General features: G+C 67.8%; 11 protein-coding genes. 6 read left to right on the forward strand and 5 right to left on the reverse strand.

Going from position 1 to position 18,308, the window contains the following annotated elements; all coding sequences use genetic code 11:
- Positions 1-3: 3 nt before the first annotated feature.
- On the reverse strand, positions 4-2,430 hold the full coding sequence (locus tag GEM_RS17365; protein ID WP_014898669.1) for a patatin-like phospholipase family protein: 2,427 nt from the start codon (positions 2,428-2,430) through the stop codon (positions 4-6).
- A gap of 270 nt (positions 2,431-2,700) precedes the next feature.
- Here GEM_RS17365 and GEM_RS17370 point away from each other — a divergent pair, with 270 nt between their 5' ends.
- The 5 genes from GEM_RS17370 (at position 2,701) to GEM_RS17390 (ending at position 13,680) form a co-directional block, all read left to right on the forward strand.
- On the forward strand, positions 2,701-3,735 hold the full coding sequence (locus GEM_RS17370) for a rod shape-determining protein (RefSeq protein WP_014898670.1): 1,035 nt from the start codon (positions 2,701-2,703) through the stop codon (positions 3,733-3,735).
- Between the two features lie 199 nt (positions 3,736-3,934).
- Complete coding sequence (locus GEM_RS17375) at positions 3,935-4,594, forward strand: YdcF family protein (RefSeq protein WP_041490722.1); 660 nt, start codon at positions 3,935-3,937, stop codon at positions 4,592-4,594.
- 741 nt (positions 4,595-5,335) lie between these two features.
- Positions 5,336-10,939 (forward strand): autotransporter domain-containing protein, encoded by a 5,604-nt coding sequence (locus GEM_RS17380; RefSeq protein WP_014898672.1) that lies wholly within the window; start codon positions 5,336-5,338, stop codon positions 10,937-10,939.
- A gap of 155 nt (positions 10,940-11,094) precedes the next feature.
- Positions 11,095-13,317 (forward strand): amylo-alpha-1,6-glucosidase, encoded by a 2,223-nt coding sequence (locus tag GEM_RS17385; protein ID WP_014898673.1) that lies wholly within the window; start codon positions 11,095-11,097, stop codon positions 13,315-13,317.
- 111 nt (positions 13,318-13,428) lie between these two features.
- Positions 13,429-13,680 (forward strand): hypothetical protein, encoded by a 252-nt coding sequence (locus GEM_RS17390; RefSeq protein ID WP_014898674.1) that lies wholly within the window; start codon positions 13,429-13,431, stop codon positions 13,678-13,680.
- 497 nt (positions 13,681-14,177) lie between these two features.
- On the opposite strand, the gene penR is transcribed toward GEM_RS17390, so the two are convergent.
- Positions 14,178-15,068: a beta-lactamase transcriptional regulator PenR gene (penR, locus tag GEM_RS17395; protein ID WP_014898675.1), complete on the reverse strand. Its 891-nt coding sequence runs from the start codon at positions 15,066-15,068 to the stop codon at positions 14,178-14,180.
- 116 nt (positions 15,069-15,184) lie between these two features.
- Here penR and blaPEN-bcc point away from each other — a divergent pair, with 116 nt between their 5' ends.
- A complete protein-coding gene (blaPEN-bcc, locus tag GEM_RS17400) occupies positions 15,185-16,078 on the forward strand; it encodes a PEN family class A beta-lactamase, Bcc-type (RefSeq protein WP_014898676.1) in 894 nt (297 codons plus the stop codon).
- 515 nt (positions 16,079-16,593) lie between these two features.
- Here blaPEN-bcc and GEM_RS17405 read toward each other — a convergent pair.
- The 3 genes from GEM_RS17405 to GEM_RS17415 all read right to left on the reverse strand — a co-directional run bounded on the left by GEM_RS17405 (position 16,594) and on the right by GEM_RS17415 (position 18,216).
- Positions 16,594-16,794, reverse strand: coding sequence for a membrane protein (locus tag GEM_RS17405; RefSeq protein WP_014898677.1), 201 nt, complete (start codon positions 16,792-16,794; stop codon positions 16,594-16,596).
- A gap of 572 nt (positions 16,795-17,366) precedes the next feature.
- A complete protein-coding gene (locus GEM_RS17410) occupies positions 17,367-17,735 on the reverse strand; it encodes an antibiotic biosynthesis monooxygenase family protein (RefSeq protein ID WP_014898678.1) in 369 nt (122 codons plus the stop codon).
- Positions 17,736-17,769: 34 nt separating this feature from the next.
- Positions 17,770-18,216, reverse strand: coding sequence for a MarR family winged helix-turn-helix transcriptional regulator (locus GEM_RS17415; protein ID WP_014898679.1), 447 nt, complete (start codon positions 18,214-18,216; stop codon positions 17,770-17,772).
- Positions 18,217-18,308 lie beyond the last annotated feature (92 nt).

The raw sequence follows: 18,308 nt of genomic DNA on the forward strand, positions 1-18,308 counted from the left end.
CCGTCAATACGTGCGGCCGAGCTGCAGGTAGATGTTGCGCCGCCCGCCCGGTGCGAGCGCGATGCCCATGTATACGGGGCCGAACGCGGTCGACAGGCTCGTGAAGAACGTATAGCTCTGCTTGAGCGTGCCGCCGCCGATCTTCTCACCGCTCGACCACACGTTGCCGACTTCCGCGCTGGCGCCGATCGACAGCGCCTTGACCGGCGACGCGTTGAACGTCATCAGCTGGTTCATGTAGGTCACGTTCCCGTACGCGAGCTCGTTGCCGTTCAGCTGGTCGGCCGCATACGCGGCCAGATGCTGGAAGCCGCCGAGCGTGAAGTTGAACGCGTTGATCAGGTTGGTGCCGCCGATGCTCTTGCCGCCCTCGATCGTCGCGCTGACGCTGTGCCGCCCGAACTGCTGCGCGATCATCGCCTTGCCGTAGATGTCGGTGAAGGGCGTGTTGGAGATCGCTTCGTCGAACTGCTGTGCCGACTGGCTGTTGTGCGACAGCAGCGAGCGTTCGACGCGGAATTCGGTGTAGTAGCCGCGGCGCGGGAACATCGGATCGTCGAGCTGGTCGATGACGAGCCGCGCGCGCGCGGTCAGCGCCTGCGACGTGAAGCTTGGCCACAGAAGTGTCGAGCTGCTACCGTCGTCGTTCGAGAACGGCAGGTTGTAGTTCGGCGAGCCGTGACCCGTCGCGTAGCCAAGGCCGATCCGGAAGTCGCCGAGCCGCCCGATCGGCAGTCCGAAGTCGATGCCGGCGCGCGTCGTCTGCATCAGGTACTGGTTCAGCTTCACGTCGCCGCTGTTGTCGTACAGGTTCGCGTAACGGCGCTGATATTCGGCGTACGGCGAGATGTAGTAACCGTACGCCGCCGACAACGGCTGGCGCAGTTCGACGCGCGCCGACTGCAGGTCGCTGCCGATCGTCGTGTCCGCGCGGAACTCGAGGCCCGACTCGGTGAGCCACGGCCGCCGGTACCCGACGTGCAGGCGGAAGCCGCCTTCGTCGGTCGAACTGCTCGACATGCCGACGCCGAACAGCAGGAAATTCGGCCCCCAGTATTTCTCGCGCGCATCGATCTCGAGCACGTTTTCGTCGCCGTGGCTCACGATCTGTTGCGTCACGCTCTCGAAATTGCCGCCGGTCGTCAGCCCGAGCAGGTCCTGGCTGACGGTCGCCGGATCGTAGGTGTCGCCGGGCTTCACGTGCAGCGCGTCGCGGACGACCCGCTTCGGCACGCCGCCGGTCGTCTTGATCTCGATCCGCGTGATGCGGATCGGCGGCGGCAGCGGCTGCGCATGCGCGGACCGGTAGGCCGCGTACTGTTCCGGCGTGAGCGCGAAGTGCTTGAGCTGCGGCAGCGCCGCAGTCGCGGCGGCCGCGCCGGCGGCGATCGCCTGCTTCGCGTTCTGGAAATCGGTGAACGCGAGCGCGCCGAGGTCGGGCGTGAGCAGCACGTCCTGCGCGGCGAGCTGCTTGCGCTGCGATGTCACGTTCTGGCGGATCAGGATGCCGACCATCTGCTGCATCACGTCGGCCGGCGACGCGAGCGCGTCGAGTGGACGCAGCGGCGAGCCGATGTCGACGGCGATCACGACCTTCGCGCCCATCTGCCGTGCGGTGTCGACCGGCAGGTTGCTGACGAGCCCGCCGTCGACGAGCGCGCGGCCGTTGATCTCGGCCGGCGCGAACAGGCCGGGCATCGCCATGCTCGCGCGGACCGCGAGCGGCAGCGAGCCGTGGTCCAGCACGACCATCTGGCCGGTCTGCAGGTCGGTCGCGACCGCGCGATACGGGATCGGCAACTGGTCGAACGGCTGGTTGGTCGGCACGGCGGCCGTCCAGTTCGCGAGCAGCGCCTGCAGCCGGTTGCCCTGCACGAGGCCGACCGGCGCCTTCACGCCTTTCTTGCCGAAGCCGAGCGTCAGGCCGTTGATGTACAGGCGCTCGTCTTCGCGGCTGGTTTGCGGCAGGTCCGCGCGGTCGGTCACGTCGAACGCGATGTCGGCCAGGTTCACCTCCGACAGCTTCTTTTGCATCTCGTCGGCGGCCATCCCGCTCGCATACAGGCCGCCGACCACGGCGCCCATGCTGGTGCCGGCGATGCAGTCGATCGGGATGCGGTTTTCCTCGAGTACCTTCAGCACGCCCAGGTGCGCGTACCCGCGGGCGCCGCCGCCGGACAGCACGAGGCCGATCGCCGGCCGGCCGGCCGGACCGCCGTCGGCGTTGCAGGTCGGCTCGGGCGTGGTGGCGGGGGCAGCGGCCGTCGTGGCGGGGGCGGCCGATGCGGCGGCAGTGGCCGCCGTCGCGGTGCGGGTGGCGGTGTCGGCGGCCGGCAAGGGCTGCGCGGCAACGGTGCAGCACCACAGCGCAACGAGCGTTGCGCCGAACTGGCGCACCCCTAGCCAGCGGAGAGAAGCGGTCGCTGTCATGGTGGAATACCTGGCGTGATCGGGCGTCGGACGCCTGCCGGGAGCAGGCAAGACCGTGAGATTACCGTGTTTTACAAGCGCAACGCGAGAGGCCGATGCGTAGCCGCAGGCCCGCCGACACGCGTTTTCGGCAATTCCGTCGCGAAAAAATCATCGGAATTGCTTAAAGTATCGGAACGATTTGCCGCTAAGTCCGTGATGGGACTCCCAAGGCGCGCCGCGGCGATGCGGCATGGCCGTTCCGGCCCGTTCGCTCAAAAAAGGCTTGATATGTCGACACCGCTGTTCGGAAAGTTGTTTGCGCAACCCGTTGCGATCGACCCTGGAACAGCGAGTACGCAGATTTATACGCACGCGCGCGGCGTGGTGCTGAACCAGCCGTCGGTCGTCTGCTTTCGCAAGGGCCATGCTGCCGACGCGCGGCCGACGCTGGAAGCGGTCGGCGAACGCGCGAAGGCGCTGCTCGGCCGCGAGCCGGGGCATCTGGAGTCCGTGCGGCCCGTACAGAACGGCGTGATCGCCGACGCGCACGCCGCCGAGCAGATGATCCGCCGTTTCATCGACATGTCGTGTACGCGCTCGCGTTTCAGCCGCCGCGTCGAGGTCACGCTGTGCGTGCCGTCGGACGCGACGGCGGTCGAGCGCCGCGCGATCCGCGAGGCCGCGCTCGCGGCCGGTGTATCGGATGTCGAACTGATCGAGGAGGCGCTGGCCGCCGGGCTGGGCGCGGGCCTGCCGGTGACCGAGCCGGTCGGCTCGATGGTGATCGATATCGGCGGCGGGACGACGGAAGTCGCGGTGATCGCGCTCGGCGGCATCGTCTACCGCGAGGCGATTCGCGTCGGCGGCAACCAGTTCGACGCGGCGATCGTCAACCACGTGCGCAACCTGTACGGCGTGCTGCTCGGCGAGCAGACCGCCGAGCGCGTGAAGAAGACGATCGGCTCGGCCACCAGCGCCGTGCCGCGCACGTCGACGCGCGCGATCGGGCGCGGTGTCGAGGACGGCCTGCCGCGCTCCATCGAACTGTCCAACCACGACGTGGCGGAGGCGCTCGCTGCGCCGCTCAAGCAGGTGATCGGCGCGGTGAAGTCGGTGCTGGAAAATGCACCGGCCGAACTCGTGACCGACATCGCGCATCGCGGCGTGGTGCTGACGGGGGGCGGCGCGCTGCTCGCGGATTTCGAACGCCTGTTGCAGGACGAGACCGGGCTGACCACGCGGATCGCCGACGAGCCGGCTACCTGCGCGGTGCGCGGCGCCGGCGAGGCGATGGGGCGGCTCGCGATGTGCCCGGTGGATTGACGTCGGGCCGGGCTTGCGCTGCCACGTTCGTTGACGGTCTTTCGAACCCCGGACATCGCGCGCCGCGAAGGTCGGCAGGCCTGATCGAGTACGGTCGGCACGTCGTTGCCGCGACGATCCCTGGACACGCGCGAGCGCGCCGTGCGAGCATGGCGCGCCCGTGCAAGTGGCGCACCTCTCCAGGAGTCCGACAAGATTGTTGAATAACCGTGTCAAGCGCGGCCGTGCGGCCCGGATCGGCCGCGTGCTGGCCGTTATCGCATGCCTGTGGATCGCCGCGGCCGTCGCGATCGTCGTGACTGGCATGCGGATACCGGGCGAACCGGCCGATGTCGCCGTGATCTTCGGCAACGCGCTCGACGACAACGGTGCGCCGAAGCCCGTGCTCGCCGCGCGGCTCGACGTCGGCGTGCGCTGCTATCGGGCCGGGCAGGTGCCGGCGTTTCTGGTCAGCGGCGCGATCGACGGCCCCGGGTTGAACGAGGCGACCGCGATGCGCGACTATCTCGTCGCGCGCGGCGTCCCGGCCGACCGGATCGCCGTCGACGACCAGGGCGACAACACGCTGGCGACCGCGCAGCACACGCGGGCTTACATGCAGGCGCACCGGATCTCGCGCGTACTGATCGTCAGCCAGTATTACCACCTCGCGCGGGCGCGCCTCGCGTTCGAGCGGGTCGGCATCGAGCGGGCGAACATCTTCGCCGCGTATCCGCGCGGCTTCCAGTTGCGCGATGTCTATTCGAGCTGGCGGGAAGTGCCGGCATACGCGATCTATGCGCTGCGTCTGTGGCTGAATCCCGATGCGCGGCCGATATCGTTCCGGCCGATGCTCTATCTGTTGCGCCTGTTTTCGTAACGCGGTGCGGCGCGGTGTTTGCCACGCGCATGCCGGTTTCGATTTTCCTCACGGCGGTCCTTTCCCGTTTCAGATTTCCTGGCCGTTTCACGCCGAATCCGCTGCGCTATTCCATTGCCGGAAGCGGTGTCGTCGCAGCCGAATGATTCACGACGATCCGGATTACGGGTTGTAAGTACGCCCAATTCGAAAGTGATTTGATGGATTGAAAATTCCCGCTGGCGGACCGTTGGATCCAACGGTCCGCGATTATCAGTGCCAGTTTCCATCGACCGTATATATCGCGTCGTCGAAAGCCGTTTGCGGATTCGTTATTAAGTATGAAGTATTGGTGTTTTTACTGACCGGAAACCCTCGGTACCTTTACCCGAAATCGCGCGAAATTACCGGAAATCAACGCGAAATCACATGCCTGGCGCATGGATGCAAGTAAAAAATACGCATCGCGCGAACCTGGTTCCGATAACCAGACATCGACTGGAAAACCCGCTTTTTTTGATATAGCCTTGTCTGACAAAAAAGCAGGGCGGTAATCAAATCAACCAGAAAATCGCTGCATAAAAACAAGGGGTCAGGGTCATGTCATCCGGCTAGTTTTGCGTTCGCAAACGAGAATCGATTAACCAGTTCACTCACGAATAAACCGACGTCGTGCCGCGACTGCCGGAGGGTACGCTTGCGTCCCGGATTTTCCGCCGTCGCCGGTCCGATTCAGCGGCCATGCTGATGACGAGGGGAAGCATGAATATTGCGCATTCGAAGAAGAGCGGAGAGTCGTTTCCGAGATTCCTGTTGCCGACGGGCGTTTTCCTGGCGTTGTCGGGCGCCGGCATCGTGCCTGCGTACGCGCTTTGCAGTGCGGCAGGCACCACGGTGACCTGTTCGGGCATCGCGAATCCGCTGGCGCCGAGCTATTCGAACAGCGGCAACAACCTGAACGTCACCGTCAACCCCGGCGCGAGCGTCGGCGTGCTGCTCGGCATCGGCGGCCCCGCGATGTCGCTGACCGGCAACAACACGACGCTGACCAACAACGGCACGATCGATCCTTCCGCGCTCGGCTCGGGGCTCGGCGTGCTGTCGAGCGGCGCGGTGGTCGGCAATGCGGCGGCGAGCCTCACGACCGTCACCAACAACGGCACGATGAACGGCTCGACCGGCGTGGCGATCAGCGGCGTGACGGGCATGGCGCTGTCGGTCCAGAACGGCACGGGTGGTGTCTCCAACATCACCAATACCGGCTCGATCGGCTCTACCGCACTGGTCGGCGCGACGCTGTTCGGCGCGGATGCGCCCGTGGTCGCCGCGTACGGCGGCGGCCAGGTCAACATGACGAACAGCGGGACGATCACCGGGCGCGTGTCGCTCGGCACCAACGGCACGCCCGGGCTCGGCAACACGTTCGTCAACTCCGGCACGATCAACGGTGGCGTGTCGATGGGCGCGAACAGCACGAACACGTTCACCGCGATCACCGGCTCGTCGGTCAATACGGCGGGCGGCACCGGAGGGGCATTCAACATCACGGTCGGCGCGGTCACGCTCGGCGTCGCGGCGACCGGCATCGTCGACGGCGGTGCGGGTGGCAACAACACGCTGGTGCTGCAGCAGGGCGCTACGGCAAACGGCACGATCGCGGTCAACAACTACATCAACTTCAATCATCTCGACGTCACGAGCGGCAACTGGACGATCAACGGCGCGTCGACCACGCAGGACGCGACGCTCGGGGGCGGCGTCGCGATCATCAACGACAACGCGTCGCTCGGCACGGGCACCGTCACGGCCACCGGCGGCGCGCTGCAGGCGGGCACGGCCGGGCTCGATGTTTCCAACAATGTGGCGCTCGGCGCGGGCGGGTTGACGGTGCAAGGCGCGACGGGGCTCACGCTGTCGGGCGCGGTGTCGGGCGGCGGTGCGCTGACGAAGAACGACGGCGGCACACTGACGCTGTCGGGTGCGAGCACGTACACGGGCGGCACCAACCTGAACGGCGGCGGCCTGGTGCTCGGCAACAACACGGCACTCGGCACCGGCGCGTTGAACGTCAACGCGGCCGCGTCGCTCGACACGAGCACGAACGTGACGCTCGGCAACGCGATCAATCTCGCGACCGGCACGACGCTGACGATCGGCGGCAGCAACAACCTCGGGCTGTCCGGCACGATCGCGGGCGCCGGCGGCCTCGTGAAGAACGGCGCGGCGACGACGACGCTGACCGGCGCGAATACGTACACGGGCGACACGACGATCAATGCCGGCACGCTCGCACTCGGTGCGGGCGGCAGCCTCGCGGCGACCGGCACGGTGAACCTGACCGGCGCGGGCGCGACGTTCGATCTGAGTAGTGCGTCGGGCGCGCAGACGATCGGTTCGCTGGCGGGGGCGGCCGGTACGAACGTGGACCTCGGCAGCAATTCGCTGACGCTCTCCGGCACTGGCAATGCGACCTACGCGGGCACGATCGGCGGCGCGGGTAGCGTGACGCTGTCCGGCACCGGGACGCAATCGCTGACCGGCACGAACGTCTATACCGGCGGCACGAACCTGAACGGCGGCAACCTGGTCGTCGGCAGCAACACGGCACTGGGCTCCGGCGCGGTGAACGTCAACGGCTCGTCGACGCTCGATGCGACCACGAGCGTGTCGCTTGCGAACGGCATCAACGTCGCGACCGGCACGACGCTGACGCTCGGTGGCAGCACCGCGCTCGGGCTCGGCGGCACGATCTCCGGCGGCGGCGGCCTCGTGAAGAACGGCGCGGCGTCGCTGACGCTGAGCGGCGCGAACAATTACACGGGCGGCACGACGCTGAACGCCGGCAGCCTCGTGCTCGGCAATGCCGCGGCACTCGGCACCGGTATGCTGACCGTCGGCGGTGCGGCGACGCTTGACGCGACCACGAACCTGTCGGTCGCGAATGCAATCGGTCTCGGCGCAAGCACGACGCTGACGCTCGGCGGCAGCAATGCGCTCGGGTTGAGCGGCGTGATTTCCGGCACGGGTGCGCTCGTGAAGAACGGCGCGGCGACCGTGACGCTGACGGGCGCGAACACGTACACCGGCGGCACGACGATCAACGCGGGCACCCTGGCGCTCGGCGCGGGCGGCAGACTGGCGGCGACCGGCGCGATGAATCTCGCGAGTGCCGGCGCGACGCTCGACCTGAGCAGTGCGACGGGCGCGCAGTCGATCGGCGCGCTGAATGGCGTGACCGGCACGAACGTGAATCTCGGCGCCAACACGCTGACGCTGGGCGGGACGGCCAGCGGCACGTTCGGCGGTGCGATCGGCGGCACCGGCAGCCTCATGCTGGCGGGCACCGGCACGCAGACGCTGAACGGCGCGAGCACCTATTCGGGCGGCACGAACCTCAATAGCGGTGGACTGGTGCTCGGCAACGCCGCGGCGCTCGGCATCGGCACGCTGAATGTCGGTGGCGCGGCGACGCTCGATACGAACGCGAGCCTGTCGGTCGCCAACGCAGTCGATCTCGGCACGGGCGCGGCGCTCACGCTCGGCGGCAGCAACGCACTCGGGCTGAGCGGCGCGATTTCCGGCACGGGCTCGCTCGTGAAGAACGGCGCGGCGACCGTGACGCTGACGGGCGCGAACATCTATACGGGCGGCACGACGATCAATGCGGGCACGCTGGCGCTCGGCGCGGGCGGCAGCCTGGCGGCGACCGGCGCGATGAATCTCGCGAGTGCCGGCGCGACGCTCGACCTGAGCAGTGCGACAGGCGCGCAGTCGATCGGCGCGCTGAACGGCGTGACCGGCACGAACGTGAATCTCGGCGCCAACGCGCTGACGCTGGGCGGGACGGCCAGCGGCACGTTCGGCGGTGCGATCGGCGGCACCGGCAGCCTCACGCTGGCCGGCACCGGCACGCAGACACTGAACGGCGCAAGCACCTATTCGGGCGGCACGAACCTCAATAGCGGCGGACTGGTGCTCGGCAACGCCGCGGCACTCGGTACCGGCGCGCTGACCGTTGGCGGCGCGGCGACGCTCGATACGAACGCGAACCTGTCGGTGGCGAATGCAATCGGTCTCGGCGCGGGCTCGACGCTGACGCTCGGCGGCAGCAATGCGCTCGGGTTGAGCGGCGCGATTTCCGGCACGGGCTCGCTCGTGAAGAACGGCGCGGCGACCACGACGCTGACGGGCGCGAATACGTACACCGGCGGCACGACGATCAATGCCGGCACGCTGGCGCTCGGCGCGGGCGGCAGCCTCGCATCGACCGGCGCGGTGAACCTCGCCGGCACCGGCGCGACGCTCGACCTGAGCGGCGCGTCGGGTGCGCAAACGCTCGGTGCGCTGTCGGGCGTGGCCGGCAGCAACGTGAGCCTCGGCGCCAACGCGCTGACGCTGGGCGGAACGGCCAGCGGCACGTTCAGCGGCGCGATCGGCGGTACCGGCGGCCTGACGGTCGCGGGCACCGGCATTCAGACGCTGACCGGCAGCAACACGTACACGGGCGGCACGACGATCGCATCGGGCGGCACGCTGCAGCTCGGCAACGGCGGCACGTCGGGCAGCGTGGTCGGCAATGTCGTCGACAACGGCGCGCTGATCTTCAACCAGTCCGCCAACGTGACGCTCGCGAGCGTGCTGTCCGGCACCGGTTCGCTGACCCAGGCCGGCAGCGGACAACTGACGCTGACGGGTACCAATACGCTGAGCGGCCCGACCACCGTCGCCGCGGGCACGCTTGCCGTCGACGGTTCGCTCGGCCAGTCGAGCGTGACCGTGCAGAACGGCGCGACGCTGACGGGCACCGGCACGGTCGGCAGCCTCGTGGTCCAGGGCGGCGCGTTCGCGGCGGCGTCGCAGCCGGGCGCGGCGCTGAACGTGGCCGGCAACGTCACGTTCCAGCCGGGCTCGACGCTGCAGGTCGAGGTCACGCCGCAGCAAAGCGGCAGCATCGCGGCGGGCGGCTCGGCCACGCTGAACGGCGGCACCGTGCAGGTGCTCGCGAACCAGGCCAGCTACCAGCCGAGCACGACGTACACGATCCTCAGCGCAGCGTCGGGCGTGCAGGGCACATTCAGTCAGGTGAACTCGAACTACGCGTTCCTGATGCCGACGCTCAGCTACGATCCGAACCACGTGTACCTGCGACTGGTCCAGAACGGCACGTCGCTGCCCGATGTCGCGACGACACCCAACCAGCGCGCGGTCGCGACCGCGATCGGCGCGCTCGGCGCCGGCAATCCGCTGTACGACAAGGTGCTGACGACCGATGCGGGCACCGCGCGCCAGGCCTACACGCAGCTCGACGGCGAACTGCAGGCGAGCTTGAAGAGCATGCTGCTGCTCGACAGCCGCTATGTGCGCGACGCCGTCACCGATCGCGTGCGCCAGGGCCTCGCGCCCGGATCGGGGCCGCTCGCCGCGCTGTCGTCGGGCGGCGCCGCGCTGTGCGGCGACAACACGGCCGGCGTGACCGACCCGACGCTGCCGCCGGAACGCCGGATCGGTTCGCGCGACGGCTGCTACGGCGGCACGCCTTACCAGCCGGTCGTGTGGGGCCAGGCGTTTGGCGGTCGCAGCCGGCTCGCCGGCGACGGCAATGCGTCGACGATCAACCGCAGCATGACGGGTTTCATCGCCGGCGCCGACATGGCGCTCAACGACAAGTGGCGCGCGGGCCTCGCGGCCGGCGTCACGCACAGCTCGCTCGACAACGACCAGAGTTCGTCGGCGTCGGTCAACAGCTACTACCTGTCGCTGTACGGCGGCGCGCAGTACGGTGCGCTCGGCGTGCGCGGCGGTGCGTCGTACACCTGGTACCGGATCAACAGCGACCGCTATCCGGGCTTCGCGGGCTTCTCCGATCACGATTCGGCCGGCTACAACGCGAATTCGGCGCAGGTGTTCGGCGAAGTCGGCTACGCGCTGCCGGTCGGGCCGGTCGCGCTCGAACCGTTCGCGGGCCTCGCGTATGTGAACCTGCATACCGACGGCTATACGGAGAGCGGCGGGGCGGCCGCGCTGCAGGCGGGCGGCCAGACGACCCATGTGGGCTTCTCGACGCTCGGCCTGCGTGCCGCGTCGCAGCTCGGCACGCTCGCGAGCGGCACGATCACCGCGCGCGGCACGGTCGGCTGGCGGCATGCGTTCGGCAACGTGCGGCCGTCGTCGGCGTTCACGTTCGCGAACGGCGGCACGTCGTTCCAGGTGTCGGGCGTGCCGATTGCGCGCGACAGTGCGGTGCTCGAAGCGGGCATCGACGCGAACATCACGAAACGGCTGACGCTCGGCCTCACGTTCAGCGGCCAGTACGGCAGCGGCGTGCGCGACAACGCGGTGCTCGGCAACATCCTGTGGAAGTTCTGACCGGCGCGTAACCTGCGTGCACGCGGCGCCTTGCGACGACTGCGCCGTCGCAAGGCGCCGCGTCGCGTCATCGCTGCGCGTGCCCCCGGTTCTGGCCTATCCTGTGCGAAACCCGCGACGCGCGCCGCGCGTTGCGCCTCGACACAGGAGCATCGATGCCGAATCACGCCGAAGCCACCACGACGCAGGCGCCGCAAGCCGCGCCGGTCGCCCCGACCCAAGCGTCAGGCCCCGCATTCATCGCGCCCGAAGCCGACCCGCAGGCGCTCGCGCGCAACAACCAGTACGTGCTGAAATCTGGCGACGCGTTCGTGGTCAGCGACGCGCTCGGCGACATCGGCGGTCATGACGACGGCCTGTTCGTCGACGACATGCGCGTGCTGTCGACCTGGCGCCTGACCTTTGGCGGCCGCGCGCCGTCGCTGCTGTCGGGCGCGACGAGTGCCGACAACGCGTCGTTCACCGCGCACCTGACGAATCGCCCGCTGCCGCCGCTCGGCGGCCACGAGACGCCCGAGGGCGTGATCCACATCGAACGGATGCGCGTGCTCGCGGGCGACGTGCTGTACGAAGCGCTGACGTTGACGAACTACGGCGCGAGCGAAGCCGACGTGCCGCTGTCGCTGTCGTTCTCGGCGGATTTCAAGGACATGTTCGAAGTGCGCGGCACGCAGCGTCCGAAGCGCGGCACGGTGGTCGCGCCGCGCGTCGACGCAGGTGCGGTGCGGCTGCGCTACGACGGCCTCGACAGCGTCGAGCGCAACGTGACCGTGCATTTCTCGCCGGCGCCCGATGCGCTGTCGGTCGATCGTGCCGACTACCGGCTGACGATCGCCGCGCAGGCGTGCGTGTCGATCTACCTGACCGTCGATGCGACGCTCGGCGCAGCACACGGTGAAGCGCCCGGCTGCGGTCGCGTCGCGCTGCGCACCGCGCTCGTCGGCGTGCATCGCGAGATGCGCTCGCGGCGCGAGTCGATGGCGCGCGTGAACACCGGCAATCCGCTGTTCGACGCGTGGCTCGACCGTTCGCTCGCGGATCTCGGGCTGCTCACGACCCAGCTCGACACCGGGCCGTACCCGTATGCGGGCATTCCGTGGTTCTCGACGCCGTTCGGCCGCGACGCGGTGATCACGTCGTTGCAGATGCTGTGGCTGCAGCCGTCGCTTGCGCGCGGCGTGCTGCGCTTTCTCGCGGAGCACCAGGCGCGCGAGACGTCCGCGTTCCGCGACGCGGAGCCCGGCAAGATCATGCACGAGTTCCGCCGCAGCGAGATGGCCGCGACGGGCGAGGTGCCGTTCGCGCTGTATTACGGCGGCGTCGATACCACGCCGCTGTTCATCGTGCTCGCGGGTGCGTACGTGGAGCGCACCGGCGACGATGCGCTGCTCGACGAGCTGTGGCCCGCGCTCGAGCGCGCCGCGCAGTGGGTGATCGACAAGTGCGACCGCAATCCGTACGGGCTGCTCGATTACCAGCGCACGTCGGAGCGCGGTCTCGCGAACCAGGGCTGGAAGGACAGTCACGATTCGGTGTTCCACGCGGACGGCCGCTTCCCCGACGGGCCGATCGCGCTCGTCGAAGTGCAGGCCTATGCGTGCGCGGCGCTCGATGCGATGGCGATGTGCTCGCACCGGCGCGGTCACGCGGCCGATGCGACGCGCTATGCGCTGCGTGCGAAGACGCTGCGCGAGCAGGTCGAAGCGCTGTTCTGGATGCCCGAAGGCCAGTTCTACGGCATCGCGCTCGACGGTCACGGCGACCTGTGCCGTGTGCTCGCATCGAACGCGGGCCACCTGCTCGCGTTCGGCCTGCCCGACGCCGAGCGCGGCGCGGCGGTCGCCGGCGTGCTCGGCTCGACGCTGTTCCAGACGGGCTGGGGCATCCGCACGCTCGCGGCCGGCCAGCCGCGCTTCAACCCGATGGCCTATCACAACGGTTCGGTGTGGCCGCACGACAATGCGCTGATCGCGCGTGGGCTCGCGCGCTACGGCGACAAGACGGCCGCGGTGAACCTGCTGCGTGCGCTGTTCGAAGCCGCGGTCAGCTTCGAGATGCGGCTGCCCGAGCTGTTCTGCGGGTTCCCGCGCCGGCGCGGCGAACCGCCGACGGCCTATCCGGTCGCCTGCCTGCCGCAGGCGTGGGCGGCCGGTGCGCCGTTCATGATGCTGCAGGCGTGTCTCGGCGTGAGTATCGACGCGGTGCATCACGAGGTGCGCGTCGAGCGCCCGGCGCTGCCGGAAGGCGTCGACTGGCTGCGCATCGACGCACTGCGGGTCGGCGACGAAACCGTGTCGCTGACGTTCCGTCGCGTCGACGGCCAGGTGGTCGCAGCGGCGGAGCAGCCGGGGCGCGTGAGGGTGGTCGCGGTGCTGTAGCGAAGGCGGTTGCGCGGAGGTTGCGCGGAGGTTGCGCAATGTCGCGCCACGTCCGCGCACGGCGGCATAGAATCGAGACATGACCCTTGAACGATGGCGGAGGCACCTACGATGACGACCGACAACCGGCCCGACGACCGTGAACAGAAGCTCGAGAATCTCGAAGCGGCGGTCGACCACTTGCACAAGTCGATCGAGTCTCAGAGCATCGCAGCCGGCGCGGCGAAGGGCATCCTGTTCAGCCTGATCGAAACGCTTGGCGCGCTGATCGGCGACCCCGACCTGCCTGAACATGCGCGCTCGGGCTACGAGGCGCTGCGCGACAAGGCGAGCGAGTTGCGCGGCGGGCTCGACCGGCATTGATGAACCGACAGCACCGGCGTCGGCCGCACGGCCCGCGCCGGTGCTGCCCGATCCTGCATGACGCGCACAAAACCCCGTGCGCTCAACGGGTTAGGTGGCCAGTGCGCAGGATATCCACACGCTTGCCAACAAAATCTGTGGAGAACCGGCCGGCCCTGAATCGGCCGTGTGGCGCACACCGGGCGCCTGCCAATGGGTGCCGCATCGGTGACCTGTCTGGCCCGATCTACTGAATCCTCTTTTGTATCAAGATGTTACGTGTCACATTGGTGGAATATCCACAGGTTTGCCAACAAAATCTGTGGATAAGTCTGACGTGATTGCTTCTCGATGGTTGAGGATCCGGCCTGTGGAGGCGGGCGTCGCGAACCCGCTGCCTGCGGGCTGCCCGATGCGTGCGTCGTCACCCTGATTCGTGCACGATCAATGAGTTAGGCCCCGGGTACCCAGGATATCCACATCCTTGCCAACACTTTCTGTGGACAAACAGGGGCCCATCATTCGACCGGCGCCGCGTCGGCGGCTTCCGCCGCGATCCAGTCGCGAAACTGTGTCATCGCGGGCGTCAGCGGCTTCGATTTCAGCGATGTGAGCCAGTAGCCGCCGGTGTGCACGTCGATGTCGAGCGGCCGTGCGAGCAGCCCGAGCTGCAGTTCGCGCGCGAACATGCAGGCCGGCGCGAGCGCGATGCCCGCGCCCTGCATCGCGGCCTCGACCATCAGGCGCGACGAATCGAACACGGGGCCGTTGACCGTCCATGGCTCGAGCTGCGCGGCGTCGAACCAGCCGAGCCATTCGTCGGTGCGGTACGAGCGCAGCAGCGTTTCGTTCGCGAGATCGGCCGGCCGCGCGAGACGCCGCGCGATCTCCGGCGCACACAGCGCGGTGAGCGGCGCGTCGAGCAGCCGTTCGTTGCGCGTCGCGGGCCAGTTGCCTTCGCCGAAGCGGATCGCGAAATCGAGACCTTCGGCCGCGAGGTCGACGACGTTGTTGTTGGTCCGCAGCCGCAGCTCGACGAACGGGTGCGTGTCGCCGAACCGCTTCAATCTTGGCATTAGCCAGCCTAGGGCAAAGGTGCCGACCGCGCCGAGCGTGAGTACCTCGTGGAAGCGCCCACCCTCGAACTGCTTGAGCACGGTTTCGATCCGGCTGAACGCGTCGCTGAGCACCGGCAGCAGCGCGCGTCCTTCGTCGGTGAGCCCGAGGCCGCGCGGCAGACGCGTGAACAGCGTGCAGCCGAGCCGTTCCTCGAGCGACCGCACCTGCTGGCTCACGGCGGCCTGGGTCACGCTCAGCTCGAGGCCGGCGCGCGTGAAGTTCAGGTGGCGCGCCGACGATTCGAACGCGCGCAACGCATTCAGCGGAAGATGAGGGCGGAGCTTGGTCATAAGTATTTCTTTTGTCAGCGCTCAATTATCGTTGCTTGTCAGGCAACCGTAAAGTCAGGATAGTGCTGTCTCGCCGGCTGGCCGTCCTGCATCCATTCCACCACGAGAGACCTGACATGACCTACTCATCGCAACGTCGAACCCTGTTGCTGGCCGCCGCGACGGCGCCGCTCGTCCTGACCGTCACCGCGTGCGGGTCGGCGCCGGCCGCCGCGCAGGACGTGTCGTCCGCGACGACGTTTGCCGCGCTCGAACGCGCGGCAGGCGGCCGTCTCGGCGTGTGCGCGATCGACACCGCGAGTGGCCGGCGCGCGCAGCATCGCGCCGATGAGCGCTTCCCGTTCTGCAGCACGTTCAAGGCGATGCTGAGCGCGGCGGTGCTCGCGCAAAGCGTCGAGCGTCCGGGGCTGCTGCAGCAGCGCGTCACGTACGGGCAGTCCGATCTCGTCAACTATTCGCCGGTGTCGGGCAAGCATGTCGGCACCGGCATGACGGTCGCCGAGTTGTGCGCGGCGGCGATCCAGTACAGCGACAACTCGGCCGCGAACCTGGCGATGAAGCTGATCGGCGGACCGGCGGCGGTGACCGCGTATGCGCGCTCGATCGGCGACGACGCGTTCCGGCTCGATCGCTGGGAGACCGAACTGAACACCGCGTTGCCGGGCGATCCGCGCGATACGACGACGCCGGCCGCGATGGCCGCGAGCTTGCACGCGCTCACGCTCGGCGAGGCGCTGCCGCCCGCGCAGCGTGCGCAACTCGTCGCCTGGCTGCGCGGCAACCAGGTCGGCGACAAGCGGATTCGCGCGGGTGTGCCGGCCGGGTGGCAGGTGGCCGACAAGACCGGCACCGGGGACTACGGGACGACGAACGACGCAGGTGTGATCTGGCCGCCGTCGCGCGCGCCGATCGTGCTGGCCGTGTACTACACGCAGGCACGTGCCGATGCGAAGCCGAAGGACGACGTGATCGCGGCAGCGGCGCGCATCGCGGCCGCGACGTTCGCGTGAACGGGCGGCGCCGCGTGCGTCATCGATGCGTGGATGTGCACGCCGTGCCGCTGTCGTGACCGTCGCGTCGAAACGTTGTGCGATCAACGACTTAGATCACGCATGCTCAGGATATCCACATCCTTGCCAACAAAAATTGTGGAAAAGCCCGCGGGCGCGTGCGTTCATGGCGAAGCAAGCGGCGCGATGGCATGCGGCAGGTGTCGCGCGGCCCTGCCTGCCCGGTTCGAAGCGGCGCGGACAAAGTCTTTCGGATCAAGCGCTTGGGCGTGGTATGCGCAGGCTATCCACATGCTTGCCAACAAAATCTGTGGACAAGCGGCGGCACGCGCGCGGCATGTGGCCTGCCGCGTCGCGTGACGCGGCGCGAGCGGCACTTTGCCGGCTGCATGCCGCATTCGAAGCGGCGCGGACAAAGCCTTTCGGATCAAGCGCTTGCTTGCGGTATGCGCAGGCTATCCACATGCTTGCCAACAAAATCTGTGGACAAGCCCGCACGTTCGCCTGCGCGATGTTCAGCTATGCCGATCGTCGAGCGCGGGCCAGCGCACGAACGCGAACACCCACAACATCACGAAGTTCAGGATCGGGACGAACATCGCCAGGATCCACCAGCCTGAATGTCCGGTACGCCGAACGATGCGGACATACGGATAGACGACGATCGCGACGAGCACGAGCGAGACGAGCAACTGCCACGCGGTGAAGTGTTCCATGGTCTTCCTCGGAGTGATGTGTCGTTGTCCGGTGCCGGCGGAACGGCCGGCCCGTCGTGCGCACGCGCGAAGCCGTTGATGCGCGGCTGCGTGCGGCTCGCGTGATCTTGACGCGTGGCGTGCGCGGGCGTCAAGGCGCGGGCAGGGTGTCGCTGCTGCGCCGGATCGTCCGCGTGCGCGCGGATGCGGACCGTGCGGTGACGAAATGGTGACCCGGCGCATGAATCATTGGCCGATCAACGGGTTAGCCCAGGCTTGCGCAGGATATCCACAAGCTTGCCAACAAAATCTGTGGGTAAGTGGTGCGGCGGCACGCGTTGCGCTTCGATGGTGCATCAGCGGTGCATCGACGTGGCATCGTGATGCGAACTGCGGCGACGCGGCGCGTGTGACGGCCCGGCAGGCGTTTCCTCTGCATCACGCGTGCCAAAGTCCGTCGGATCAAGGGCTTAGCGTTGTGGTGCGCAGGATATCCACAAGCTTGCCAACATTTTCTGTGGAGAAGTCCGGTTCGCGATCGACCGGCACGACACAGCGCGCAAACGGTGCGCTGCGCCGCTTCGCATGCTGGCTTACGCGGTACAGATACCGGCCACGGCGACTTTCTGGAACAGGTGCGGGCTCGCGACGGCGGACGACGGGTAGGCCGACAGTTTTGCGACGAACTCGGGATGCGTGAAGGCCGCGCGAAACGCGTCTGTCGACTCCCAGATCGCATAGTTGAAGTAAGTCGGACTGTCGCCGAGCGCACGATGCAACTGGGTCGAAATGAAGCCCGGCTGCCGTTTCATGAACGCTGCATCGTCCTTCCACACAGCGAGGAAATCCGCTTCGTCGGCCGCATCCAGGGTGAACACGTTGACCAGGACAACGGGCTCTGCGTCGATGCCGATCTGTTGCTGAATCGGAAAGTTCGGATCCATCGGTTTGAAATGTGGCATGTGCACTCCTGTGGGTCATGGGTCAGTGGGGCGATCACGCTGGTCCGCCCGGCGCATGCGCACCGGACATCGCTGACAGCACGCGAATCGCCGCATCCAGATCAGCCGAACTGAATTGGCCGGAGATGTCGCGGACATGCTGTTGCCATTGCCCGACCACCGCGTGATAGGCCGCCGCGCCGCGCGGCGTCAGCGCATACAGCGGAGACCGCTTGTGCGTCGGGTTCGCCAGCGGCTGCACCAGTCCTTCTTCCGCCAGCACGTTGATCTGCTTCAGCACGGCCTGCCGCGTGATGCCCATTGCCTCGGCGATCTGCGGGATGTTCGGTGCGTCGGGTGCCATCGAGATGGCACCGAGCACTTGCCAGCGCGCACTGGTCAAGCCGTGCGGCGCGGCAAAGGTATTACCCCATTCAATCAGCAGGCCGTTCAGCCGGAAGACGGACAGCGCGATGGCGGTCAACTTGGCGGGTTTCGTCATGTTCAATACGCGTCACGAATTGACAACCACTTTACGTAATAGACAACTGGTTGTCAATATGGGGCGTATTTCGCCCTGGCTGGCGCATTCGC

This window comes from Burkholderia cepacia GG4 (assembly GCF_000292915.1).
GTDB lineage: Bacteria > Pseudomonadota > Gammaproteobacteria > Burkholderiales > Burkholderiaceae > Burkholderia > Burkholderia cepacia_D.

Excerpts from the sequence above, each read along its gene's own strand:
- GEM_RS17405 (WP_014898677.1), bottom strand. The coding sequence starts at position 16,794 with ATGGAACACTTCACCGCGTGGCAGTTGCTCGTCTCGCTCGTGCTCGTC.
- GEM_RS17415 (WP_014898679.1), bottom strand. The coding sequence starts at position 18,216 with ATGACGAAACCCGCCAAGTTGACCGCCATCGCGCTGTCCGTCTTCCGG.
- GEM_RS17365 (WP_014898669.1), bottom strand. The coding sequence starts at position 2,430 with ATGACAGCGACCGCTTCTCTCCGCTGGCTAGGGGTGCGCCAGTTCGGC.
- GEM_RS17385 (WP_014898673.1), top strand. The coding sequence starts at position 11,095 with ATGCCGAATCACGCCGAAGCCACCACGACGCAGGCGCCGCAAGCCGCG.
- penR (WP_014898675.1), bottom strand. The coding sequence starts at position 15,068 with ATGACCAAGCTCCGCCCTCATCTTCCGCTGAATGCGTTGCGCGCGTTC.
- GEM_RS17370 (WP_014898670.1), top strand. The coding sequence starts at position 2,701 with ATGTCGACACCGCTGTTCGGAAAGTTGTTTGCGCAACCCGTTGCGATC.
- GEM_RS17380 (WP_014898672.1), top strand. The coding sequence starts at position 5,336 with ATGAATATTGCGCATTCGAAGAAGAGCGGAGAGTCGTTTCCGAGATTC.
- blaPEN-bcc (WP_014898676.1), top strand. The coding sequence starts at position 15,185 with ATGACCTACTCATCGCAACGTCGAACCCTGTTGCTGGCCGCCGCGACG.
- GEM_RS17410 (WP_014898678.1), bottom strand. The coding sequence starts at position 17,735 with ATGCCACATTTCAAACCGATGGATCCGAACTTTCCGATTCAGCAACAG.
- GEM_RS17390 (WP_014898674.1), top strand. The coding sequence starts at position 13,429 with ATGACGACCGACAACCGGCCCGACGACCGTGAACAGAAGCTCGAGAAT.